The 21,844-nt window shown below is 72.0% G+C and carries 21 protein-coding genes; 9 read left to right on the top strand and 12 right to left on the bottom strand.

Annotated features, from left to right (window positions below; genetic code table 11):
* Positions 1-36: 36 nt before the first annotated feature.
* The 4 genes from NQO67_RS22780 (at position 37) to NQO67_RS22765 (ending at position 4,443) form a co-directional block, all read left to right on the top strand.
* Entirely contained in the window at positions 37-1,020 is a 984-nt protein-coding gene (locus tag NQO67_RS22780) for an ABC transporter ATP-binding protein (RefSeq protein ID WP_255952002.1), read from the top strand.
* A gap of 1 nt (position 1,021) precedes the next feature.
* Complete coding sequence (locus tag NQO67_RS22775) at positions 1,022-1,792, top strand: ABC transporter permease (RefSeq protein ID WP_255952001.1); 771 nt, start codon at positions 1,022-1,024, stop codon at positions 1,790-1,792.
* A gap of 231 nt (positions 1,793-2,023) precedes the next feature.
* A complete protein-coding gene (locus NQO67_RS22770) occupies positions 2,024-3,394 on the top strand; it encodes an ABC transporter ATP-binding protein (protein WP_255952000.1) in 1,371 nt (456 codons plus the stop codon).
* Between the two features lie 227 nt (positions 3,395-3,621).
* Positions 3,622-4,443 carry an ABC transporter permease gene (locus NQO67_RS22765; protein ID WP_374119068.1) on the top strand — a complete coding sequence of 274 codons (822 nt, stop codon included), beginning with the start codon at positions 3,622-3,624 and terminating at the stop codon, positions 4,441-4,443.
* 119 nt (positions 4,444-4,562) lie between these two features.
* Here NQO67_RS22765 and NQO67_RS22760 read toward each other — a convergent pair whose 3' ends face one another.
* Together NQO67_RS22760 and NQO67_RS22755 are read right to left on the bottom strand one after the other, a co-directional pair.
* On the bottom strand, positions 4,563-6,146 hold the full coding sequence (locus NQO67_RS22760; protein ID WP_255951998.1) for an MFS transporter: 1,584 nt from the start codon (positions 6,144-6,146) through the stop codon (positions 4,563-4,565).
* Positions 6,147-6,474: 328 nt separating this feature from the next.
* Positions 6,475-6,810 carry an Rv1322 family protein gene (locus tag NQO67_RS22755; protein WP_255951997.1) on the bottom strand — a complete coding sequence of 112 codons (336 nt, stop codon included), beginning with the start codon at positions 6,808-6,810 and terminating at the stop codon, positions 6,475-6,477.
* Between the two features lie 358 nt (positions 6,811-7,168).
* Between NQO67_RS22755 and NQO67_RS22750 the strand changes: the two genes are divergently transcribed.
* Complete coding sequence (locus NQO67_RS22750; RefSeq protein WP_255951996.1) at positions 7,169-8,197, top strand: LLM class flavin-dependent oxidoreductase; 1,029 nt, start codon at positions 7,169-7,171, stop codon at positions 8,195-8,197.
* Between the two features lie 168 nt (positions 8,198-8,365).
* Here NQO67_RS22750 and NQO67_RS22745 read toward each other — a convergent pair whose 3' ends face one another.
* Positions 8,366-8,758: an SCO5389 family protein gene (locus NQO67_RS22745; RefSeq protein WP_255951995.1), complete on the bottom strand. Its 393-nt coding sequence runs from the start codon at positions 8,756-8,758 to the stop codon at positions 8,366-8,368.
* A 273-nt stretch (positions 8,759-9,031) separates the two neighbouring features.
* Here NQO67_RS22745 and nucS point away from each other — a divergent pair, with 273 nt between their 5' ends.
* Positions 9,032-9,703 carry an endonuclease NucS gene (nucS, locus tag NQO67_RS22740; protein ID WP_255951994.1) on the top strand — a complete coding sequence of 224 codons (672 nt, stop codon included), beginning with the start codon at positions 9,032-9,034 and terminating at the stop codon, positions 9,701-9,703.
* Between the two features lie 216 nt (positions 9,704-9,919).
* Here nucS and NQO67_RS22735 read toward each other — a convergent pair whose 3' ends face one another.
* From NQO67_RS22735 to NQO67_RS22720, 4 genes are all read right to left on the bottom strand, one after another.
* Positions 9,920-12,727, bottom strand: coding sequence for an ATP-binding protein (locus tag NQO67_RS22735; RefSeq protein ID WP_445195103.1), 2,808 nt, complete (start codon positions 12,725-12,727; stop codon positions 9,920-9,922).
* 411 nt (positions 12,728-13,138) lie between these two features.
* Positions 13,139-13,462 (bottom strand): STAS domain-containing protein, encoded by a 324-nt coding sequence (locus NQO67_RS22730; protein ID WP_255951992.1) that lies wholly within the window; start codon positions 13,460-13,462, stop codon positions 13,139-13,141.
* A gap of 320 nt (positions 13,463-13,782) precedes the next feature.
* Complete coding sequence (locus NQO67_RS22725) at positions 13,783-14,631, bottom strand: 3-hydroxyacyl-CoA dehydrogenase family protein (RefSeq protein WP_255951991.1); 849 nt, start codon at positions 14,629-14,631, stop codon at positions 13,783-13,785.
* 206 nt (positions 14,632-14,837) lie between these two features.
* On the bottom strand, positions 14,838-15,512 hold the full coding sequence (locus NQO67_RS22720) for a TetR/AcrR family transcriptional regulator (protein ID WP_255951990.1): 675 nt from the start codon (positions 15,510-15,512) through the stop codon (positions 14,838-14,840).
* 142 nt (positions 15,513-15,654) lie between these two features.
* On the opposite strand from NQO67_RS22720, the gene NQO67_RS22715 reads away from it, so the two are divergent.
* The 3 genes from NQO67_RS22715 (at position 15,655) to NQO67_RS22705 (ending at position 17,974) form a co-directional block, all read left to right on the top strand.
* Positions 15,655-16,437, top strand: coding sequence for an ABC transporter ATP-binding protein (locus tag NQO67_RS22715; protein ID WP_255951989.1), 783 nt, complete (start codon positions 15,655-15,657; stop codon positions 16,435-16,437).
* Between the two features lie 96 nt (positions 16,438-16,533).
* Positions 16,534-17,289 carry an ABC transporter permease gene (locus tag NQO67_RS22710; RefSeq protein WP_255951988.1) on the top strand — a complete coding sequence of 252 codons (756 nt, stop codon included), beginning with the start codon at positions 16,534-16,536 and terminating at the stop codon, positions 17,287-17,289.
* A gap of 112 nt (positions 17,290-17,401) precedes the next feature.
* Positions 17,402-17,974, top strand: a complete 573-nt coding sequence (locus NQO67_RS22705; RefSeq protein WP_255951986.1) for a cob(I)yrinic acid a,c-diamide adenosyltransferase — start codon at positions 17,402-17,404, stop codon at positions 17,972-17,974.
* Here NQO67_RS22705 and NQO67_RS22700 read toward each other — a convergent pair.
* The 5 genes from NQO67_RS22700 to NQO67_RS22680 form a co-directional block, all read right to left on the bottom strand.
* Positions 17,971-18,225: a hypothetical protein gene (locus tag NQO67_RS22700; protein WP_255951985.1), complete on the bottom strand. Its 255-nt coding sequence runs from the start codon at positions 18,223-18,225 to the stop codon at positions 17,971-17,973. The two genes, NQO67_RS22705 and NQO67_RS22700, sit on opposite strands and share 4 nt — an antisense overlap.
* Positions 18,225-18,695 carry a hypothetical protein gene (locus NQO67_RS22695; protein WP_255951984.1) on the bottom strand — a complete coding sequence of 157 codons (471 nt, stop codon included), beginning with the start codon at positions 18,693-18,695 and terminating at the stop codon, positions 18,225-18,227. Before NQO67_RS22695 ends, NQO67_RS22700 begins: the two co-directional genes overlap by 1 nt.
* A 170-nt stretch (positions 18,696-18,865) precedes the next feature.
* The gene (locus tag NQO67_RS22690) at positions 18,866-20,329 is read right to left on the bottom strand and encodes a sensor histidine kinase (protein WP_255951983.1); all 1,464 of its coding nucleotides are present in this window, start codon (positions 20,327-20,329) and stop codon (positions 18,866-18,868) included.
* Between the two features lie 128 nt (positions 20,330-20,457).
* On the bottom strand, positions 20,458-21,144 hold the full coding sequence (locus NQO67_RS22685) for a response regulator transcription factor (protein ID WP_255951982.1): 687 nt from the start codon (positions 21,142-21,144) through the stop codon (positions 20,458-20,460).
* Positions 21,145-21,258: 114 nt separating this feature from the next.
* The gene (locus NQO67_RS22680) at positions 21,259-21,801 is read right to left on the bottom strand and encodes a hypothetical protein (RefSeq protein WP_255951981.1); all 543 of its coding nucleotides are present in this window, start codon (positions 21,799-21,801) and stop codon (positions 21,259-21,261) included.
* Between the last annotated feature and the right edge of the window lie 43 nt (positions 21,802-21,844).

Below are 21,844 nucleotides of genomic sequence, written 5' to 3'. Positions count from 1 at the left end.
CCCGACCAGCCGGGGCGCAGCCCCTAGCGTTGGGGCATGATCGAGTTGGCGGGGCTGACCAAGCGTTACGGCGACAAGGTGGCCGTCGACCACCTCACGTTCACCGTGCGCCCGGGCACCGTCACCGGCTTCCTCGGGCCGAACGGTGCGGGGAAGTCCACCACGATGCGCCTTCTCCTCGGGCTCGACCGGCCCACCACCGGCGCGGTCCGCATCGACGGCAAGCGGTACGACCGGCTCAGGGATCCCCTGAAGGAGATCGGCGCCCTGCTGGAGGCCAAGGCAGCGCACGGCGGGCGCAACGCCTTCAACCATCTGCTCTGCCTCGCGCAGAGCAACGGCCTGCCCACCTCGCGGGTGCGCGAGGTGCTGGACACCGTGGGCCTGACGGCGGTGGCGCGCAAGAAGGTGAAGGGGTTCTCGCTGGGCATGAGCCAGCGGCTGGGGATCGCGGTGGCGTTGCTCGGGGACCCTCGGATCGTGATGTTCGACGAGCCGGTGAACGGCCTCGATCCCGAGGGCATCCACTGGGTGCGCAACCTGATGAAGTCGCTCGCCGCCGAGGGCCGTACCGTCTTCGTCTCCTCGCACCTGATGAGCGAGATGGCGCTGACGGCCGACCATCTGGTGGTGATCGGCCAGGGACGGCTCCTCGCCGACCTGCCGATGGCCGAGTTCATCCGGCGCAACTCGCACTCGTACGTCCGGCTGCGCTCCCCTGACGACGAGCGGCTCCGTGCGGCGCTGGACCAGGCCGGCATCGTCGCCACCCGGACCGCGGACGGCGCCCTGGACGTGACGGGGGGCAGTGCGCAGCAGCTCGGCGAGCTGGCGGCCCGGCACGGTGTCGTCCTGCATGAGCTGAGCCCTCGGCAGGCCTCGCTGGAGGAGGCGTTCATGCGGCTCACCGCGACGTCGGTGGAGTACCACGCCCATACGGACCAGTCCGAGCCACCGGCGCCGGCGCCGGGTGCCGTGCCGGAGTGGGGCGCCGGGTGGCGGCGGCGGAAGGACGGCTGACGTGCTGGTGTCACAGGTCATCAGGTCGGAGTGGACGAAGGTCCGGTCCGTCGCTTCCACCGTGTGGACGCTGTCCGTGGCCGCGGTCGTGACGATCGCGCTCGGCATGCTCATCAGCTATCTCGCCCGGCGGGACTTCAGCAGTATGAGCGTCGACCGGCAGATCGCCTTCGATCCGACGTTCGTGAGCTTCGCCGGGATGACCCTCGGTCAGCTCGCCATGATCGTGTTCGGGGTGCTGGTGGTGTCGAGCGAGTACAGCACCGGGATGATCCGTGCCTCGCTGGCCGCGGTGCCGCAGCGCGGTGCCTTCCTGTTCGGCAAGGTCGCCGTCGCCACCGTGCTGGCCTTCGTGGTGGGCATCGTGACCAGTTTCCTCGCGTTCTTCCTCGGCCAGGCACTGCTCGGTCCGTTTCGCGCGTCGATCAGCGACCCCGGGGTGCTGCGCGCGGTGTTCGGCGGCGGCCTCTATATGACGCTCATCGCGATGTTCTCCATGGGCATCGCGGCGATACTGCGCGGCCCGCTGCTTTCGCTCGGAATTCTGATGCCGTTCTTCTTTCTGATCTCCAACATCCTGGGCAGCGTGTCGGCCACCCAGAAGGTGGGCCGCTATCTTCCGGACCAGGCGGGCAGCCGAATCCTGCGGGTGGTGCGACCCCTCGACGATCATGCTCCGTACGGGCCGTGGGGTGGGCTGGGAATCATGGCGTTGTGGGTGATCGCCGCGCTCGCGGGTGGATTCATGCTGCTCAGGACGCGGGACGCGTAGGGCTTCGGGGCCCGGCGTACGCGTCCCGTGCCGCGGCGGGTCCCCGGGGTTTTCAGGTGCCGGGACCGCCCGGTCGGCTCCGGTCGTGGCGCACGCCTGCCGGTGCTCCGCACCGCCGTGGCCGAGGGCCCGTTCGAGGCCACTTCGTCGGAACCGTCAGAGCCCGATTAAGCTCCTAACCCTTACGGGGGCGTGCGCCCCGACGACCTGATCTGTCGATGGGTGCGAAGCATGATCGAGGCAGTCGGACTGACCAAGCGTTACGGCGCCAAAACAGCGGTGGACAACCTGTCCTTCCAGGTGCGCCCGGGCGCCGTCACCGGCTTCCTGGGGCCGAACGGCTCCGGCAAGTCGACGACGATGCGCATGATCCTCGGCCTCGACCAACCCAGCGCCGGTCATGTCACCATCGGCGGCCATCCCTACCGCAAGGTCCCCAACGCCCCGCGCCAGGTCGGCGCGCTGCTGGACGCCAAGGCGGTGCACGGCGGGCGGACCGCGCGCAATCATCTGCTCTGCCTTGCCCAGCTGTCCGGCATCCCGGACCGTCGGGTGGACGAGGTGCTGGGCGTGGTGGGGCTCCAGGAGGTGGCCCGCAAGCGCTCCAAGGGGTTCTCGCTCGGCATGGGCCAGCGGCTCGGCATCGCGGCGGCGCTGCTCGGTGACCCGCAGGTGCTGCTCTTCGACGAGCCGGTGAACGGCCTCGACCCGGAGGGCATCCTCTGGGTGCGCAACCTGATGAAGTCGCTCGCCACCGAGGGCCGTACCGTCTTCGTCTCCTCGCACCTGATGAGCGAGATGGCGCTGACCGCCGACCATCTGATCGTGATCGGCCGCGGTCAACTGCTCGCCGACATGAGCGTCAGGGACTTCATCTCCCACAACTCGGCCGGCTTCGCCCGGGTGCGTACGCCCGGCACCGAGCCGCAGCAGCGCGAGAAGCTGACGGCCGCGCTCACCGAGGCGGGCGGCCAGGTGCTGCCCGAGCAGGACGGCGCGCTGCGGGTGACGGGGCTTGCGCTGCCCCGCATCAGCGACCTGGCGCACGACGCGAACGTCCGCCTGTGGGAGCTGTCACCGCACCAGGCCTCGCTGGAGGAGGCGTACATGCGGATGACGCAGGGCGCCGTCGACTACCGCTCGGCCATCGACCAGCGTGCCGGCCTCCAGCAAGCGCTCGCCCCGGGCATGCAGCCACAGCCGGCGATGCCGGTACCGGGCGAGGGTCAGCCGGGCTGGTTCCCGCCGCCCCCGCCGCAGCAGGGCGGCCAGCCGTTCGCGATGCCCCAGCCGCCCACGGGCCCGTACGGCACGCCCGGCGCGGCGCCGCAGCCCGGGTACGGGGCACCGGGCGCACCGGGCGCACCGGCTCCCCAGGCGTACGGTGCGCCGGGGTCCGCACCCGGCGCACCCGGCCAGCAGGCCTACGGAGCGCCGGGCGCACCGGGCGCGCAGCCGCAGGGGGCGCCGAGCGCCGGTGGCGCACCGGGCGCGCAGCAGGCCGCCCCGTACTCCGCGCCGCCCATGCCGCCCGCCGCCTCTCCCACCGACCACCGGGCTCCTTCCCAGCCGACCCAGCGCGACAGCGAGGACCACCGATGACCACCCCGCCCACGCCCCCGGTGCAGCCCACGCCGCAGAGCCCACCGCCGCCGCACGGGCAGGTCCCGGGCGCCCCGCACGCGACCCAGCCGGGTGGGCTGCCCCCGCAGGCCACCGCTCCGTTCGGCGCACCCGGCGCACACGGCGCACCCGGCGTGAACCCTGCCGCGCCCGGCGCCGCCGCCGTACCGGGGTCGGCGCCCGGCGGTTGGCACCCGGCGGGCCCCGTGGCGGGCCAGGGCGGTGCCTGGCAGAAGTCGCCCGGCGCCGATGCCTCGTACGCCTCGCCGATCCCGATCAAGCGCACCCATCTGGGCCATGCGCTGGTCTCGGAGTGGACGAAGATCAAGTCCGTGCGCTCCACGATGTGGACGCTCGGCGTCTTCGTCGTCCTGGTCATCGGCATCGGGCTGCTGGTCAGCGCGCAGACGCACGACAGCGACTACCTGGACGTGCCGTACACGGTCCCGGCGTTCTTCGGACTGGTCCTGGGGCAGATCTGCCTCATCACGTTGGGCGTGCTGGTGATCTCCTCCGAGTACGGCACCGGAATGATCCGCACCACCTTCACCGCCTCACCGCAGCGCTACCGGGTGCTGGCCGCCAAGTTCCTGATCTACTTCGTGCTCGCCTTCGTGGTCTCGCTGGTCTCCGTCGGCCTGGTGGCCCTGGCGGTGTCCGGGATGCACAGCGGCGCCTCCGACCAGTCCTGGCAGCCGTCGGCGCTCAAGGGCTCCCTGTACGTATCGTTGCTCGGGGTGCTCTCGCTCGCCGTCGGCTCGATGCTGCGGCACTCGGCCGGCGCCATCACCACGATGCTGGGTGTGGTGCTGGTGCCGTCGATCCTCCCGGCGTTCCTCATGATCGCCGACAGCACCCGTCACATCGGCGAGACGATGGCGAAGTACAACGCGCCCAGCTCACTCGCGATGATCTTCCATCTCGACGGCGGCTCGCAGAAGGGCACGTCCCAGCTGTGGCTGCTGGTCGGTGTCACGGTTGCCGCCGTCATCGGCGCGTTCGCCCTGCTGGAACGGCGCGACGTCTAGGGCCGGGGCCGTCCAGGGCTGCCCGGCGGGTCCAGAACCGGGCAAGAACGCTCAAGGGGGCGCACCGCCCAGCGGTGCGCCCCCTCAGCGCGTCAATGCGACGGGTGGGCAGGACGGGTTCACCAGGTCGGCGTGCCGCCGTCCGACGCGGGTGCCGCGGAGGCGGGCGGCAGGGTGGCGTCGGCGGCGAGGGCGGCGTCCAGTTCGGCGTCCAGCGAGGAGTCGTCGGCGCCGACCGTCCGAGGCATACCGCGGGTCGCGATGGCGACGGCCGCGACCGCCATGGGCAGCGCCACGAAGACCGCCGCGCTGCGCATTCCGCCGGGTGCGGAGAGCACCAGCGCGATGAGCGGTGGCCCGAAGGCGCCGCCGGACTTGCCGACGGCGGCTGCCCAGCCACCCGCGGTACCGCGGATGAGCGTCGGATAGATCTCGGCCGTGTAGGGGCCGAGCAGCGCGATCACCCCCGAAGTGCCGGCGAACAGCGCCATGATCGCGGTGAGGGTCGCGGCCCGGCTGCCGTGCGTGCCGATGACCGCCAGGGCGAGCAGGGCGCCCACGGTGAGCAGGGCATAGCCGGTCATGGTGCCCCGGGCCGACCAGCGGGTGTAGAGCCAGGCGGCGACGAGACAGGTCGGGATGGAGAGCAGCGACGAGTAGAAGAGCAGGGTGGCGGCGGACATGCCGTGCTGCCCGCTCGCGAACAGGGTGGGCAGGAAGGTGACGAAGCCCCAGTAGACCAGGCCCCAGGCGAGCGCGTAGATGGTGACGACGAGCGTCCTGGAGACATGGTCCGCGCGGAAGAGCGCGGTGGCCGGCAGGCGCTTGACGCGTGCCCGGCCGCCGGCGAACGCGGCCGACTCCGGTATCCAGTGGTTGAGCAGGATCAGCATCAGCACCGGCGGCAGCTGCGCGAACCAGAGCATCCGCCAGCCGACCAGCGGCACGAAGACCGCGGCGAGTCCGGACGCCGCGATGTAGCCGCCGGTGGTGGAGAGCCCGGCCTGCAACACCATGATGGCCGCCCGCCGGCCGGGCGGCAGCATCTCGGTCATCAGCGCGTAGACGACGGGCACCATGCCGCCGGCCGCCATGCCCATTAGCGCGCACATGACAAGATTACCGGCGAAGCTGGGCATCGTGGCACAGACGGTCGTACCGAGGAACAGCAGCGAGGCGAGCAGGATGGTGGCCCGGCGACCGATGCGGTCCGCCGCCCGCCCCCACACCAGCGACCCCACGACGGTGCCGGTCAGGGCGACGGTGGGCAGCCAGGCCACCTCGGACGCGGTGAGATGGAACTCGGTGCGCATACCGGGTTCGATGAACGCCAGGGTGGCGGGCTTCATCTGGTCGACCAGCAGGCCGAAGCTCAGGATGCAGATGAGCCGGAGACGGCCGGCGCGGGTCAACCGGACCGGCGTCGCAGCGGCCGCGATGGCCCCCGGCGGCCGTCTCAGCGCCAGCCCTGAGGCCGCCACGCCGACCACGATGGCCACCATGGCACCCCACATCGTCGGCGTCATGCCCATGGAGTTCATGCGGTAGTCCATGGTGGCGGAGCGGGTGAACATCCAGAGGTGCTCGGCGACACCCGCGGCGGTGAGCACGACACCGGCCCAGAACAGGGCGGGCCGCGGAATGAGTCGGGCGGAGCGGGATGGCGGGGGCGGTGCTTCCGGAGAGGGGGCGGCAGGGGACATGGCTCCTCCTGGGTGAATGACAGGGGGTTTGCGGAACGTCCAGTGCATGCGCGGTCGCGCCTCGCATCCCGGCACGGCGGGTCACGGCGGCACGGGTGCAGGATCAGCCTGCCCACGGCGGTGAACTTTCAGGACGGCACAGGAGCACACCCACGCACCTCTGCCGTCCCGCCCGGGCTCCCCCGCCATCCCCTCGAGCACACCTGCCACCCGCCGGAGCGCGCCGGGCGTCGGGGACGGTGACGGGGACGGGGACGGGGACGGGGACGGGGCGCTCAAGGGTCCAGCCGCCTCTTGGCAGGCACGGTGCCGCGGCGGACGGCGGGGCTCAGTACCGGGGCGCGTTCCTGGACCGCTGCACCCGTGTGGTGCGCCGGTCCCGGGCGTTCCAGCAGGACTTGTGCCAGTGTCGCCGCTCGTCGACGCCCATGTGTTCCGGCCAGGCCACCACATGCGGCAGCCCGGAGCCGATCTCCTGGTCGCAGCCGGGGCAGCGGTACGTCTTGCCGGCCGCGCTGGCGCCCGCGACATGGCGGACGCTCCACTCCTCGCCCTGCCAGCTCTCCGTGCGCTGGAAGCCGCCGTACCGGTCGCCGGGCTCCTCGGTCGTGCGCTTGCCGTCCGGGGCCCGACGGGACGAGGGGCGGTTTCGACGCGGGGACACGAGCACACCTCACGGTCGTTCATACGGAAACGGTCTTGCACACACTCAAGGGCTGCCGCCCGGATCAAGCCTACGCGTCCGCGCTTCCCAGGTCAGAATTCCAGCGATTCCCGCAATTCCAGCATTTCGATCACTTACCGCACTTCCGAAAACTTCAGCACCTCAAACGCGGCCGACACCGCCCATCACTCCCCCTCGCCCTCCAGCAACGCACATATCACGCATATTGAAGAACAAATCAGCCAATCTTCCTGCACGGCCGTGCCTTTGGCACGTGCTGACGCGTTATTGCCAGCAGGAGAGCGTTGCCGGCAGGGGGCCAGCAGAACAGCGCTTCCGCTGAGGAGGCACGAGTGCGATGCGCGTAGGAAGTTTCGTCCTGGCCGCCCAATTCCCCGGCCAGCGACACACGGAGGCGCTCCACCGCGCGGTGCGCATCGGCGAGGTCTCGGAGGAGTCGGGCCTGGACACGATCTGGCTCGCCGAGCACCACTTCGTGCCCTACGGCACCTGCCCGTCCGCCACGACGCTCGGCGCCCTGCTGCTGGGCCGCACCCGCCGCATCCGCGTCGGCACCGCGGTGAGCGTGCTGCCCACCCAGCACCCCGTGACACTCGGCGAGCAGGCCGCGCTGCTCCACGTCACCTCCGGCGGCCGCTTCACGCTGGGCGTGGGACGCGGCGGCCCATGGGTGGACCTGGAGGTCTTCGGCATGGGCATCGAGGCGTACGAGAGCGGCTTCCCCGAGTCGCTGGCCCTCCTGCTGCGCTGGCTGCACGAGCCGCAGGTGGGCGCTGCGGGCGGCCGGTACACCTTCCGCGACGTGCCCGTCGTACCGCTGCCGGCGGAGCAGCCAGACCAGGCCGGCGGCCCCGAAGTGGTGGTGGCCTGCACCTCGCCCGCCAGCGTCCGGCTCGCCGCCCAGCACGGCCTGCCGATGCTGCTCGGCATGCACTGCAACGACCAGGAGAAGGCCGACATGGTCGCCCTGTGGCGGGCGCACGCACACGACGCGGGCCGATCGCACGAAGAGATCATGACCGCCGCGCATGTCTCCGCAGGCGTCGCCCAGGTCGCCGACAGCACGGCGGAAGCGGAGGATCAGCTGCGCCGCGCCCTGCCCGGCTGGCTGAGCCAGGGCCTTGCCGCGCACGTCACCGTCGACGGCCGCAAGCGCACGATGCGCGACCCCCTGCCGTACACCGAACTGCTCTGCGACCTGCACCCGGTGGGCACCCCGGAACTCTGCGCCGACCGGCTCGCCGCGACCGCACGGCACACCGGCATCACGCGCTTCGCGCTACTCGTGGAGGGCTCCGGCGACCTGGCGGCCACCGAGGAGAACGTACGGCGCCTCGGCGCGGAAGTACTGCCCCAGCTCCCCTAGTACCAGGCCCCGGACCGGACGATCCGACGACCGGTCGCCAGGCCGGACCGGGCGACCCGGCAACCGGGAGCGCCCCGGCCGGACATCCCGTCCCCGACCGGGGTGGCCGCCGCCCGGCCCCGAGTGGGGTCGGCGCGTCCGAAGCGGCGGGCCATCCGGCGCGGCGTGTCAGCAGTCCCGCAACTCCGGCGACTGGTTGAGCAACTGGCCGCGTATGGACGTGAACTTGACTAACCTGGCGTCCGCGGACGCGTCCAGCGGGAACACCGCCACCCGGTGGCAGTTCTGGAAGGCCAGCCGGACCCCGAAGTGCCGCTGAAGCGCGCCGCGTATCGCGTCACTCGCGAGCGCACGCAGCAGCTGACCGCGCGCCTGCTCATCCGGCGGCGGCGTCCGGTTGTCGGCGAAGTCACCACCGTCGACCTTCAGCTGGGCCACCAGTGAACTGATCATCTCCCATGCATAGGGCAGGGAGGTACGGACGCAGTCGACGAAAGCGGCTTCGTCGACCTCGCCTCGCTCGGCCTGTTCCAAGAGGGCCGGTGAGACGTCGAGCGACATGAGTTCTCCTCTCACACCCCCATGACGACGCACGGGGGCCGACGGGCAGGACGAAAGGCCGACGGATACGCAGAGTGCAGGGTTCGCGACCTCTCGCGCACACGTTAGGCATCCAGACCCGACCGCACCAGGAGAAGGTACGTACAACCGGCCAGTAACGAACGGGGGCAAGAGGGACGCCTAGACGGGTCACTCATGTGGGTGACAGCAGGGGACGGGTTAGGACCGGGGCGCGTCGCGGGGCGTGCCGGCGGTCGAGTAGCGTTGCCGACCATGCGTCTCGTCATTGCCCGCTGCTCGGTCGACTACGCGGGCCGGCTCACCGCCCATCTGCCGTCGGCGCCACGCCTCATCCTGGTGAAGGCGGACGGCAGTGTCTCGATCCATGCGGACGACCGGGCCTACAAACCCCTCAACTGGATGTCGCCCCCCTGCACCCTGAAGGAGGGTACGGAGGACGATGCCGGCGTCTGGACCGTCGTCAACAAATCGGGCGAGAAACTCATCATCACGATGGAGGAGATCCTGCACGACTCCTCCCACGAACTCGGGGTCGACCCGGGCTTGATCAAGGACGGCGTGGAGGCCCACCTCCAGGAGCTCCTGGCCGACCGCATCGACACCCTCGGCAAGGGCTACACCCTGATCCGCCGCGAATACCCCACCGCCATCGGCCCGGTCGACATCCTGTGCCGGGACGCCGACGGCGGCACCGTAGCGGTGGAGATCAAGCGGCGCGGCGAGATCGACGGCGTGGAGCAGCTGACCCGGTACCTGGAGCTGCTCAACCGCGACCCGCATCTGGCGCCGGTACGCGGCGTGTTCGCCGCACAGGAGATCAAACCCCAGGCGCGGGTGCTCGCCACGGACCGCGGCATCGACTGCGCCGTCCTGGACTACGACGCCCTGCGCGGCATCGAGGACGACAAGCTCCGGCTCTTCTGACCCCCTCCGACCCACCACCACGGGCCCGGCCTTCCTCGGCCGGGCCCTGATCCTTTCCCCGCCGCCCGTTCAACGCCTTGCGGCCGGGACCGGGGGCCGGCGCGTACCGGAACGCACGCTACGCGCGTACACAAGCCCGGTGGTCACGCGTACGCACGCTGCGTACGGCGGCCACGCCCGCTCCGCGTCCACGCGTACGCGGCCCGGCGGCAACCCCTAAGAGTGCGCCCCCGTGGAAGACGCCCCCGCGGACAGCCGGTCGGCGGTCGTTCCGGTGGCATCGGGCGCACCGGGGTCCGGGGTGGTCGACCCGGACGGTGAGGCGGGCGGGCTGGACGTCGGGGGTTTGGACGTGGGGGGCTTGGTCGTCGGCGGCTTGGTGGTGGCCGGCGGACGGTGCGTGGGCCGCTTGGTCGTCGCCTCGTTGGACGGCTTGCCCGACGAACTCGACGCATGGCCGCCGTCGCCCGGCACGCCCGTGGTCCCGCTCGCGGTCGGGCTGGTGCTGCCCGATGTGCTCGGTGAGCCACTGCTGCTCGACGGGCTCGCCGTCGACGGGTCGTCGGACTGCGACGCCTGCTCGCCGGCGGGGACCCCGTCGCCGTCCTGCTGGCTCACGGACGGGTCCGGGTCGACCGTGCTGGACGGCTTGCCGTGGTCGGACGTGGTGCCGAGGGTGACCACGGTGCCGAGGATCGCCGCGAGCAGGGTGCCACCGGCCGCGGCGACCAGGTTCCGCTTGGTGTTCTTCGCGGTGCCGCGCCGACCGTCGGAGCGGACCACGGGCCCCTCGTCGGCGGCCGCCCTGCCGGGGCCACGCGCGACCAGGGTGGCGGGACCTTCGGGATCCCCGTGAGAATCACCGCCCGGCTCCGGTTCCGGATCCTCCGCGGGGCCCGGGTACGGGCCTTCGCCGAACCTCGAGTACGACAGGCCGTCGGACCTCGCGTACAGGTCGGCCTCGTCGGCATCCGGATAACCGCCGTCCGGCTGCCGGTGCCCGGGTGTCCCGGGCAAGGTGGCGCCCGTCCCGCCCGCGGCATCGGACGCTGCGGCGGGCGCCTTGGGCCGGTCGGATATCTGCCGCAGTTCGGTGGTGGGCGGATCCTCGGGAGCGAGGAACGGCACCCCGGCCCCGAAGGACGTCTGCGCGGCGGACGGCATCGGGTCGTCGCCGGACCGGCTCGGCCCGCTGCGCGTGCTCGGCCCGTCCTGGCGCGGCTCCACGGGCGCCGCGGGACCGCTGCCGGACTCCCCGGCCGCCGCCCGGTCCTCGACGAGTGCCAGGGCGCGGCGGCCGGTGACGGTGCCACGCTTGTCGGCGAGGACGCCGCGCAGTCCTATGGAGGCTTCCAGTTCGGCGCGCGCCCGGTCGAGTCGACCCGTGCACAGCGCGAGCACCCCCAGCTCGTGGTGGAAGTACGCCTCCTCGGCGACCTCCCCGGCCCGCCTGGCCGCCTCCTGGCCGGAGCGCAACGCGCGTTCCCAGACGCCCCAGTCGAGAGCGGCGACGAAGGCCGGCGCGGCGGTGCGGGCCAGGTGCACCGCGCGGTTGCGCTCGCCGTCGGTGCCGGAAGGCCCGGAAGGCACCGTGGCGTTCGGCACCAGGGCCGCGAGGGTGGCCAGGACGGTGTCCGACTCGGCGAGCACCCGCTCGGGCGCGACGGAACGGTGCCCGGTCCACCAGATGTAGTGCTCACCGGCGGCGTCGGCACGCGCCGCGGCGCCCTCGCCGTATCCGGCCGCCTCCAGTTGCGGCTGGATCCCGGCGGCGAGGCGGTAGCGCGCGCCGACCGGCGTCAGGAGTCCGGCGGTCAGCAGTTCGCCGAGGGCGCCGTCCGCGTGCGGGTCGGAGAGCAGGGCAGGCAGTTGGGCGCGGTGCGGCACCTCACCGCCGAGCGCCACCGCGAACTGCAACAGGGCGCGGGCCGTCGGGCTCAACAGCGAGGCGAGCAGCGCGACGGGTGCGGATCCCTCGGCGAGCGAGGGCAGCGGCACCTCGGGCACCGGTGCGGGGCCCGACAGCGGGTCCTGCTGCGCGGCCCGGGCGTGCGCCTGGTCGCGGTACCGCAGCAGGGCGCCGGCCTGCACGAACCGTGCCGGCAACCCCTCGGAGGCGAACCACAGGTCCCCGGCCCAGCTGCGCTCCTCCTCGGTGAGTTCACGGCCGACGGTCTGGCGCAGCAGGTCCATGCCGTCGTTGCGGCCCACGCCGCTCAGGAAGATCTCTTCCAGGGGCAGGTCGGAGGAGGGCGCCGGCGCGTCGGGGGTGGCGGCGAGCACGAAGGCGCACTCGGGGGTGGCGTCGAGGAGTTCGTCGAGGGCCTGACCGCCGAACTCCAGGTCGTCGAGGAGGACCACGGCCCCGATCTCACCGACCAGGCGGCGCAGCAGACCGTCCTCGGGCCGGTACCCCTCGGCGGCGTAGACGGTGGAGAACAGGTCGTACAGCAGGTCCTTGACGGTGCGGCGGTGGCCGGAGAGCCGGATGACGCCGTCCGGCGCGAGATGGGCGCAGTCCTCGGCGACACCCTCCAGCAGGGTCGTCCGGCCGGATCCGGGAGGTCCGGTGAGCCGTACGGAGCGCCCCCGGGAAAGCAGCCGTACCAGCCTCCTGCGGACCTCCTGGTACTCCGGCAGCGGCGGACGGTTGGGCACCAGGCCGGGCGGCAGCGGTGGACGGGCCGTCCGGGCGAGCTCGGCACGCTCCTCTGCGGAGCGCCGGACGGGGAGGGGCGGGCGGAGGTCGGGCGGGCACAGCTCGACCTCGCTGCCGTCGATCGGGTTGACGGTGACGCGCAGCTCTCCCGCGATGATCTGGACCGGCCGGCGCGCACCCTTGTCGGCAAGCGCCCGGGCGGACGTTGCCGGATCGCTGCCGGACGGGCCGAGCGGAACGGGCAACGCCGCGTCACCGCCGAAGCCGGAGCCCTCCGCGGCACGGGATCTGGCCGCCGCGTCGCCAGGGCCGGCAGCGGTGTTGCGGATGTTGGGGTCTTCGGATCCCCGGTCCATCGGGTCCATGTCATTGCCCTCACAAGCGTCGTGTACCGAGCGCTCCCGGCCTGGTGCACACCGCGCTGTCACTTCGGGTCCGGGCCCGCCGCTCACCGAGTCTCTGCATACAACGGGCCGACCGCACCCTAAACCTTCGCTCCGTGTCCGGGAACAGCCGGGGTGGCGCTCGGACCGAGACGTCCGGCTCGCGTGGATTGCACGCGAGGCGGTGTTACTGCGTTTTCCCCGGGGGGTGCTGCGGTCCACAGTCGCTCCGCGACGGGCCGGACCCCCAGCCGGACTGCGTTTTCCCGGGGGATGCCCCCCCGGACCCCCAGCCGGAAAAGCAGGCCAGCCGGGGTGACCGGCGCGGCCATCGCGCGGGAGACCTGGGTAACGCGGCTCTGGAAGGGGCTGTCCGAATATCAGCACCCTGCTCTAGACCCGCGGCAGCGATTCCAGGCCGATGCCGCCTTCGATGGCGAGGATCCGGTGCAGTCGCGTGGCGACCAGCAGACGCTGCATCTGGGGCGGTACGTCGCGCAGCACGAGCCGTCGCCCGCAGCGGCCCGCTCTGCGGTGCACGCCCATGATGACGCCGAGCCCCGTGGCGTCCCAGGACTCCAGTTCTGAAAGGTCGAGCACCAGGTCACCGACGCCGTCGTCGACGGCCGAATGCAGGACCGTCCGGGCGTCCGCCGCGCTGCGGACGTCGAGGCGGCCCCCGACGACCAGCTCGGCGTGGTCGCCCCTGATGTGCATATGCGCTCCCCGAGATGGTGGTGTCACGTGTCCTGTGTCGGTGTTTCGGTTGGCGTACGGCGGTGGTCGTGGCCGCCGTACCACCATCCGGTGGTGGCCCTGGTCCGGTCCGGTCGGTCATCACCGGCGCTGCCGTCCCGAGTCCCTCTTCACGTGGTCTGTCGTCATGTCACTGCACCGAAACGCCGACCGGTGCGCAGAGTGGCCGGTCGTAAGCGAACCGATATCGAACGCGGCGCTCCGGCACCTGCACCACGGCGGGCCCGGCAGCGCACGGCGCCCGACCGCACGCCGCCCGACCGATGCCGGGCGGTGCGGGGTCAGTGCTGGTAGAAGCCCTGCCCGCGCTTGCGTCCGAGGTCACCGGCGTCGACCATCCGGCGCATCAACTCCGGCGGGGCGAACTTCTCGTCCCTGGTCTCGGCGTAGATGTTCTCGGTGGCATGCAGCAGGATGTCGACCCCGGTGAGGTCGGCCGTCGCCAGCGGGCCCATGGCGTGGCCGAAGCCCAGCTTGCAGGCCAGGTCGATGTCCTCGGCGCTGGCCACCCCGCTCTCGTAGAGCTTGGCGGCCTCCACGACGAGGGCCGAGATCAGCCGGGTGGTGACGAACCCGGCCACGTCTCGGCGGACGACGATGCAGGTCTTGCCGACGGACTCGGCGAACTCCCGCGCGGTGGCGAGGGTTTCGTCGCTGGTCTTCAGGCCCCGCACCAGCTCGCAGAGCTGCATCATCGGCACCGGCGAGAAGAAGTGGGTGCCCACCACCCGCTCGGGGCGTGTGGTGACCGCCGCGATCTTGGTGATCGGGATGGCGGAGGTGTTGGAGGCGAGCACGGCATCGTCCCGTACGAGCTTGTCGAGCGCACGGAAGATCTCGTGCTTGACCTCCAGCTTCTCGAACACGGCCTCCACGACGACGTCGGCCTCCTGGGCGGCGTCCAGATCAGTGGTCGTGCTGATTCTGGCGAGCGCGGCCGACGCGTCGTCGGCGGTCAGCCTGCCCTTGGAGACGAACTTGTCGTACGAGGCCTTGATGCCGTCGGTGCCGCGCTTGAGCGCCGCATCGGTGATATCACGCAAGGTCACTTCCCAGCCCGCCACGGCGGAGACCTGGGCGATGCCGGATCCCATGAGTCCGGCCCCGATGACGGCGAGCTTGCGTGCCACTGTGCGACTCCCTGTCCCTGTCCGCCGACGCGGCTCCGTCGCCGTGCCGACACGTCATGACGTCATTGACGTGTTCAGGACCCTAGCGCCCGGCAAGCCCGGATGGGGGCTGACGAGATGCGTGTCACGTCCCCTGGGCGGACATCACACGGTTGCGGGGTCCCACCGCGCGCAACGGTGGCCCTGCGCGCCGCCCCCTTGTTCGGTCATCCACCGCCGGGGGCACCACCCGCGTTTTTCGAACCGTGCGGGAACACCGCATAGTTGAGGACCTTCTCGCTGAGCATGTCCTCCATCTCGTCGAGCAGTGTCAGCACCTCGCGCGAGACCTCGCGCGGTGAGCGCCCGGCGACCATCTCACGGCCGATGGTGCCGACGACGACCTGGTGCATCCAGTTGATCTGCCCGGCCATCAGCGTGGGCATGGGATCGTCGGGCGCTGCGCCGGTCTCCTCTCGCAGCGTCGCCTCCAGGTTCTCGAAGACCTCCTGCCCGAAGCTCCACAGCCGGGACTGCAACGACGGCGCACCCTGGATGACCCGCATGTACTGGGCATAGCCGGCGACCAGTCCGATCCGCGGCGAGACGGCCTCCACCTCGTCGCGCAACTCGCGCAGCACGGCGGCGGCCGCCGCCTCGCCGGCGTCGCGCCCACGCACCCAGCGCGAGAGGCGGTCGACGATGCCCGACAGGCGGTCCAGGTACAGGTCCTCCTTGGCCGGGAAGTAGTTGTAGACGGTGTTCACGGAGACGTTCGCGGCCTCGGCGACCTCGGCGACCGTCACGGCGTCGAACCCGCGCTCCAGGAACAGGCCGGTGGCCACGTCCGAGATGTACTGCCGGGTCTGCCGCTTCTTGCGCTCCCTGAGCCCCTCTGCCATGCGGCTGCTCCCTCAGTCCTCTGCCCGGCGTCCCGTTGCTGCTGCCCGGCCTGTCCGACCTGCGGTCATCGTAACGCTCGTTGGGCCAGCTGCATTTTTGGAGTCATTGCAAAATTCCAGTGACTCTGTTTTTCTTACGGTCATGGCAATCATCCGTACGGAGGGTCTGGCGCAGACCTTCCAGACCAAGCGCGGCCCCGTGGAGGCCGTACGCGGCATCGACCTGTCCGCCCAGGCCGGCGAGATCCTCGGCTTCCTCGGCCCGAACGGCGCGGGCAAGACCACCACCCTGCGCATGCTCACCACCCTCCTCACCCCCACCGGCGGAACCGCCACCGTGGCCGGCTGCGACCTCGCGGGTGACCCGGCGGGCGTACGGGCCAGGAGCGGTTACGTCGCCCAGTCCGGCGGCGTCGACCCCACCGTGTCGGTACGCGAGGAACTGGTCACGCAGGGCCGGCTCTACCGGCTGTCCAAGACGGCGGCGACGGCGCGCGCCGACGAACTGGCCGCCGACCTCGGGCTGGCCGACCTCATGGACCGCAAGTGCGGTGCGCTCTCCGGCGGCCAGCGACGCCGGCTCGACATCGCGATGGGGCTCACCCACCGCCCCGAAGTCCTCTTCCTCGACGAGCCGACCACCGGCCTCGACCCCGGCAGCCGCGCCGACCTGTGGGACCTGGTGCGCCGGCTGCGTGCCGAGAACGGCACCACGATCTTCCTCACCACGCACTACCTCGACGAGGCGGACGCCCTGTGCGACCGCATCGTGGTGGTGGACGAGGGCGTCGTCGCGGCCGAGGGCACGCCGAGCGCGCTGAAGCTCGAACACGGCGGGTCGATCGACGCAACGCTCCAGGACGCCTTCCTCGCCATCACCGGACGCGGCCCCACACCGGTCGACACGACGCCGGTGGCCGTCTGACCCGGATCCGACATTCCGTCCGGCCCACTTCTCTCGCCGGTACGCACCCCCCTGCTCAGTGCCGCGCTCAGTTCCCTCCCGACCGCTAGGACCCGTATGACCGCCCTGCTCTCCGACACCGCTCTGATCTTCGGCCGGTACGCCCGGCAGACCCTTCGTTCCCGCTTCCAGATGCTCTTCGGCGTCCTCATGCCGCTGATGTACCTGGTGTTCTTCGGGCCGCTGCTCACCGGCATGCGGCTGGCCTCGCACGGCAGCTCCTGGCAGGTGCTGGTGCCCGGTCTGTTGCTGCAACTCGGGCTGTTCGGTGCCTCGTTCTCCGGCTTCGCGATCATCATGGAGAAGGGGTGGGGAGTCGTCGAACGCATGCGGGTCACTCCGGTCAGCCGCCTTGCGCTGCTGCTCGGCCGCACCCTGCGCGACACCGCGCTCTTCCTCTTCCAGTCGGTGCTGCTGGTCGTGGCCGCGACGGTGATGGGCCTGCGGGCGCCGCTCGCCGGGGTGCTCATCGGCTTCGCCTTCACGGGGCTGCTGACCATCGCGCTGTCCTCGTTGTCGTACGCGATGGCGATGCGGGTGAGCACCCCGCAGGAGTTCGGGCCCGTGGTCAACACGGTCACCATGCCCTCGATGCTGCTGTCCGGGCTGATGCTGCCGATGGCGCTCGGACCGACCTGGCTGGACGTGCTGTCCCACGTCATGCCGCTGCGCTACCTGGTCGACGCGGTACGCGACGCCTACGTGGGCCACTACGCCACCACGTCGATGCTCTACGGCGTGCTGGTGTCCCTCGCGTTCACGGCCCTGGCCGTGACGATCGGCACACGGACGTTCCGGAAGGCGGGCGCGTAGCCCGTCGGGGAGCGGGCGGGAGCCCGTCGGCGCCGGGGCCACCAGGACGCGGGCCCGGCGGCGCCGACCCGGTGGTCGCGCCCCGGCGGCCCGCTCGCCCTACTCTTGCCGCATGGTCAATCTGACGCGCATCTACACCAGGACCGGCGACCAGGGCACCACCACCCTCGGCGACATGAGCCGGACCGCCAAGACCGATCTGCGGATCGCGGCCTACGCGGACGCGAACGAGGCCAACGCCGTCATCGGCACCGCGATCGCCCTCGGACAGCTCGACGAGGAGATCGTCAAGGTCCTCGTCCGCGTGCAGAACGACCTGTTCGACGTGGGCGCCGACCTGTGCACGCCGGTCGTCGAGGAACCGGAGTACCCGCCGCTGCGGGTCGAGCAGTTCTACGTCGACCGGCTCGAGGAGGACTGCGACCGGTTCAACGCCGAGCTGGAGAAGCTGCGCAGCTTCATCCTGCCCGGCGGCACGCCTGGTGCCGCGCTGCTGCACCAGGCGTGCACGGTGGTCCGCCGCGCCGAGCGCTCCACCTGGGCCGCGCTGGAGGTGCACGGCGAGACGATGAACCCGCTCGCCGCGACCTACCTCAACCGCCTCTCCGACCTGCTCTTCATCCTCGCCAGGTCGGCGAACCGGCAGACCGGCGACGTGCTGTGGGTGCCGGGCGGGGAGCGCTAGCCGTCGTCGTCCTCGGCCGCGTCGCGGTCCGCCGCCCCCGCGGCGGACTCCGCCGCGTCCACCTTCTTCTGCATCTCCTCCAATCCGGCACGGTCACCGGATGACCCGGTGCCGGCCGATGCGGACGGGGAGCCGGTGGTGGCCGGGGCGCCGCCGGACGCATCGCCGTCCTTCCCGCAGCCCGCGACGAGCGCGCACCCCAGGACCAGGAGCGCCGCGGCCGCCGCTGCCCGGTGTGTGAGCGTACGCATCATTTCTCCTGCTTGCCGTCGTCGTGGGACAGGCACCAGGTCTTGACGTCGTCGAGGTCCTTCTGCCGCTGGTGCAACGTGGGCACCAGCGACTTGCGGAACGTCAGCTTGTCGTCCAGGTACGTCTTGACGGCGTCGTGTCCGGCCTTGTCCGCGTTGTCCACGCGCCGTTGCAGCCGGGCGATCGAGCCGCGCACCTTCTGGCCGGCGTTCAGGCGCTTCAGGGCACGGTCGATACGGTGGTCGATCTTCGGCACCCGCTTGCACAGGGCATGGGCGCCGTCGCCGCTCGGCGCGTGCGCCTCGGTCCCCGGCGTGGCGCTCGCCGTGGCACTGGGCGTGGGGCTCGCGGTGGCGCTGGGCGTGCTGCCGCCGTCCGCGAGGGCGACGGTGCTGCCGGCGGCGAACGCCACCACGGTGGACAGGGCCACCACGGCGCCGCTGCGGGTGCGCGGTGTACGTGACTTCATGTCGTGCCTCCGTTCTCCCGGACGGGTTCCTCGGTTCCTCGTCCCGCCCGTCGCCGGGAGGCTAGGGAGCGTCTTTGTGGAAACCTTGTGGTTCGCAGGAGAGCTGCGCGGCTACGCGTGACCATGTGCCCGCGGGGCCGCGCGGCCGGCCACGACGACGCCGCCGGGCGTCACCGGTCCGCGTCACCGACCTGTTCGTGCGGCGCGGACGCGAACCAGTCACGCTGGCGTGGCAGCTCGCCGCCCGGTGCCGGCAGGCGCACGGTGAAGCGCGCCCCGGCGCCGTCGCGCCCCGCGCCGGCCTCCACCGTGCCGCCGTGCAGCGCCGCCTGCTGCGCGACGAGTGTCAGGCCGAGCCCTGACCCGGTGCTCGTCGGCCCCCGGTGGAAGCGTCGGAAGATCTCGGCGCGCGTGTCGGCCGGCACGCCGGGACCGCGGTCGTCAACGGTGATCAGCACGGCGGATCCCGCACGGTGCACGCTGACCTCCACCTCCGCGCACCCGTCCGCACCACGACCGTGCGCCAGCGCGTTGGCCAGCAGGTTGTCGAACAGCAGCCGGATGCCGGGCTCCCAGGCGTGCATCGTCGGACCGGCGCCGGCGCCGGTGCTCAGCGTGATGCCTGCGCCCGGGGCGCTGCGCCGGGCGTCGGCGATGGCCGCGTCCGCGATCTCCGCGACGTCCACGAGGCGGAAGGACTCCGCCTCCACCAGATCACCGCGGGCCAGCTCGCGCAGCATCACCAGCAGGCCGAGCAGCCGGCGGTGCTCGCGGCGCAGATCACCGAGGACCTCGCCGCGGTCGGGCTCGGGCAGCTCGGGGTGCTCGGTGAGGATGTCGAGGTTGGTGCCCATGCTCATCAACGGGGTGCGCAGCTCGTGTGAGGCGGCGGAGGAGAACGAGCGGGCGGTGTCCAGCGCCTGCGCGCTACGGATGACCTGCTCGTCGTACCGTGCGAGGACCGTCTCCAGGGTGGCCGCCAGGTCGTCGACCTCGCGCACTCCGGTCGGTTCGTGGTGCAGCCGGGCCGGGCTGAGCCGCGGGTCGAGGCCCGCGGCGCGCCGCCTGAGCCGGCGCAGCGGCCGGATGGCACCGCCCGCGACGCCGCCGGCGAGCAGCCCGGACAGCGGCGCGGCCAGCAGCGCCGTGCTCACCACCCGCCGGCGGACCGCGGCGAGCCGGGCCCGGTCGGCGGTGTCGGGCGAGAACACCCACAGGGTGCCGGACGCCCGGTGCCCGGCACTGTGCACCGACACCGACACCGTGCGCCAACTGCGCTCGCCGGCCCGGACGGTGACCGGCTTGCGGGCCCGGTCCGGCAGCGGCACCGAGGCGCCGGGCTGCGGTCCCGCGGTGAAGGTGGCGTCGGGCCCGATCAGGCGGACGCCCATGTCGAGGGCCGCGTCGTAGAGCCGGCGCTCCCGGGCGTCGGAGGCCTTGGGCCGGTCGGCGGCGGTGAGCCGCAGCAGTTCCCGGGCGTCCGGGACCAGCGCGGTGGCCCGTGCCCGCACCTGAGCGTCCTCCTCGCGTTGCAGGTCACGGCCGACGAACGCGAGCAGCAGCCACCCGAGGGCGAGCACCAGCAGGACGACGGCCAGTCCGACGGCGAGAGCGATCCGTGTCGACAGTTTCATAGCGGCTCAGCAGCTCCAACGGCGGCGTACGGACCGGTCGGCGCGGGGGCGCACGCCCGGCTCACGGGCAATGGTCCGGGGGTGCGGCACCCCGGACCCTGCACGCAGCCGGCCCTCAGGTCCCCTCGTCACCTCAGGACGAACCCGACACCCCGCACGGTGTGCACGAGCCGGGGCCGGCCGCCCGCCTCCAGCTTGCGGCGGAGATAGCTGACGAAGGTGTCCACGGCGTCGGTGCGCACCTCGAAGTCGTAACCCCACACCCGTTCGAGCAGCTGGTCGCGGGTGAGCACCTGGCCGGCGTTGCGGGCCAGCACCACCAGGAGTTCGAACTCGCGCCGGGTCAGGGTCACGGGGACGCCGTCCCGCTGCGCGGTGCGGGCGGCCGTGTCGATCTCCAGGCCCGCCACCCGCAGCACGTCGCGGTCCACCGGCGGCCGGCGACGCAGCAGCGCATGCAGCCGCAGCACGAGCTCCTGCAACGCGAACGGCTTGACCAGGTAGTCGTCGCCGCCCGCCTGGAGTCCGGCGATGCGGTCGGCGGTCTCGTCGAGCGCGGAGAGCATCAGGATCGGCAGGTCCAGGCCGTCCTCACGCAGCGCGGCGCACACCTCGATGCCGGTCATGCCGGGCATCGCCACGTCGAGCACCAGCACATCGGGCGGCGCTTCCCGCACCGCGCCCAACGCCTCCCGGCCGCTCTCGGCGGTGCGGACCTGGAAGCCGCTGAGCCGCAACCCGCGTGCGAGGGAGCGCCGGATGGCCGCGTCGTCGTCGACGACCAGCACCCAACGGGGCCGTGCCGTCCCGCCCATGCACCGCACCCCCTACCGCGCCGCTCGTACCGCTGCTCCCGCCCGGGCGTCCCGCCGTCCGGTCAGCGTACGACCACGGGGGCGGGGCGCCACCGGTGGGGATGCCCAGGTCGTTCAGCGCCCGGCGGGCCGTTTCTTCGGCCAGACGAGATAGGTGAGGGCGATCACGCCGTGGATCGCCGCGATCCGCACCGCCGTCCACTGCCACAGGCGCAGCGACGTCACGTCCCCTGCGGCACCGACGTACCAGACGGCGAGCTGGAGCAGCGCGCAGGCGACGCAGGCGGCCAGCACGGTCCGCAGCCACAGCCGGCCTTCGTGGCGGGCCCGTGCCATGCCGTACCGCGGGGGCCCGGCGGGCGGCGGTCCACCGGCGATGCGGTGGTTGACCCGGCTGTCGACCCAGCTGATGGTGGCGTGGCCGTAGCCGAGGGTGAAGCCGATGTAGAGCGCGGCGAGTCCGTGCCTGAAGTCCGGTGTGGCACCGTTTTTGAGGTCGACGGCCGTGGCGACGAGCAGCACCACCTCCAGCAGCGGCTCGGCCAGCAGGACGGCGATACCGGCGCGCGGCATCCGGGCCACGTACCGCAGGAACATCCCCACGGCCAGCAGCACCCAGAACGCCACCTCGCACACGACGACCAACGTCACGACCACGGCCCGCTCTCCCCTCCCCCGTCCACCCCACGCGAGCGGACGC

Source organism: Streptomyces odontomachi (assembly GCF_024435355.1).
GTDB lineage: Bacteria > Actinomycetota > Actinomycetes > Streptomycetales > Streptomycetaceae > Streptomyces > Streptomyces odontomachi.
Note: the sequence above shows the minus strand (reverse complement) of the source record. Positions and strands in the feature narration are given on the sequence as shown.

Bases quoted from the DNA above. Each gene is read 5' to 3' on its own strand.
- NQO67_RS22780 (WP_255952002.1), top strand. From the start codon at position 37: ATGATCGAGTTGGCGGGGCTGACCAAGCGTTACGGCGACAAGGTGGCC.
- NQO67_RS22770 (WP_255952000.1), top strand. From the start codon at position 2,024: ATGATCGAGGCAGTCGGACTGACCAAGCGTTACGGCGCCAAAACAGCG.
- NQO67_RS22760 (WP_255951998.1), bottom strand. From the start codon at position 6,146: ATGTCCCCTGCCGCCCCCTCTCCGGAAGCACCGCCCCCGCCATCCCGC.
- NQO67_RS22750 (WP_255951996.1), top strand. From the start codon at position 7,169: ATGCGCGTAGGAAGTTTCGTCCTGGCCGCCCAATTCCCCGGCCAGCGA.
- NQO67_RS22745 (WP_255951995.1), bottom strand. From the start codon at position 8,758: ATGTCGCTCGACGTCTCACCGGCCCTCTTGGAACAGGCCGAGCGAGGC.
- nucS (WP_255951994.1), top strand. From the start codon at position 9,032: ATGCGTCTCGTCATTGCCCGCTGCTCGGTCGACTACGCGGGCCGGCTC.
- NQO67_RS22735 (WP_445195103.1), bottom strand. From the start codon at position 12,727: ATGGACCCGATGGACCGGGGATCCGAAGACCCCAACATCCGCAACACC.
- NQO67_RS22730 (WP_255951992.1), bottom strand. From the start codon at position 13,462: ATGCACATCAGGGGCGACCACGCCGAGCTGGTCGTCGGGGGCCGCCTC.
- NQO67_RS22720 (WP_255951990.1), bottom strand. From the start codon at position 15,512: ATGGCAGAGGGGCTCAGGGAGCGCAAGAAGCGGCAGACCCGGCAGTAC.
- NQO67_RS22715 (WP_255951989.1), top strand. From the start codon at position 15,655: ATGGCAATCATCCGTACGGAGGGTCTGGCGCAGACCTTCCAGACCAAG.
- NQO67_RS22710 (WP_255951988.1), top strand. From the start codon at position 16,534: ATGACCGCCCTGCTCTCCGACACCGCTCTGATCTTCGGCCGGTACGCC.
- NQO67_RS22705 (WP_255951986.1), top strand. From the start codon at position 17,402: ATGGTCAATCTGACGCGCATCTACACCAGGACCGGCGACCAGGGCACC.
- NQO67_RS22700 (WP_255951985.1), bottom strand. From the start codon at position 18,225: ATGCGTACGCTCACACACCGGGCAGCGGCGGCCGCGGCGCTCCTGGTC.
- NQO67_RS22695 (WP_255951984.1), bottom strand. From the start codon at position 18,695: ATGAAGTCACGTACACCGCGCACCCGCAGCGGCGCCGTGGTGGCCCTG.
- NQO67_RS22690 (WP_255951983.1), bottom strand. From the start codon at position 20,329: ATGAAACTGTCGACACGGATCGCTCTCGCCGTCGGACTGGCCGTCGTC.
- NQO67_RS22685 (WP_255951982.1), bottom strand. From the start codon at position 21,144: ATGGGCGGGACGGCACGGCCCCGTTGGGTGCTGGTCGTCGACGACGAC.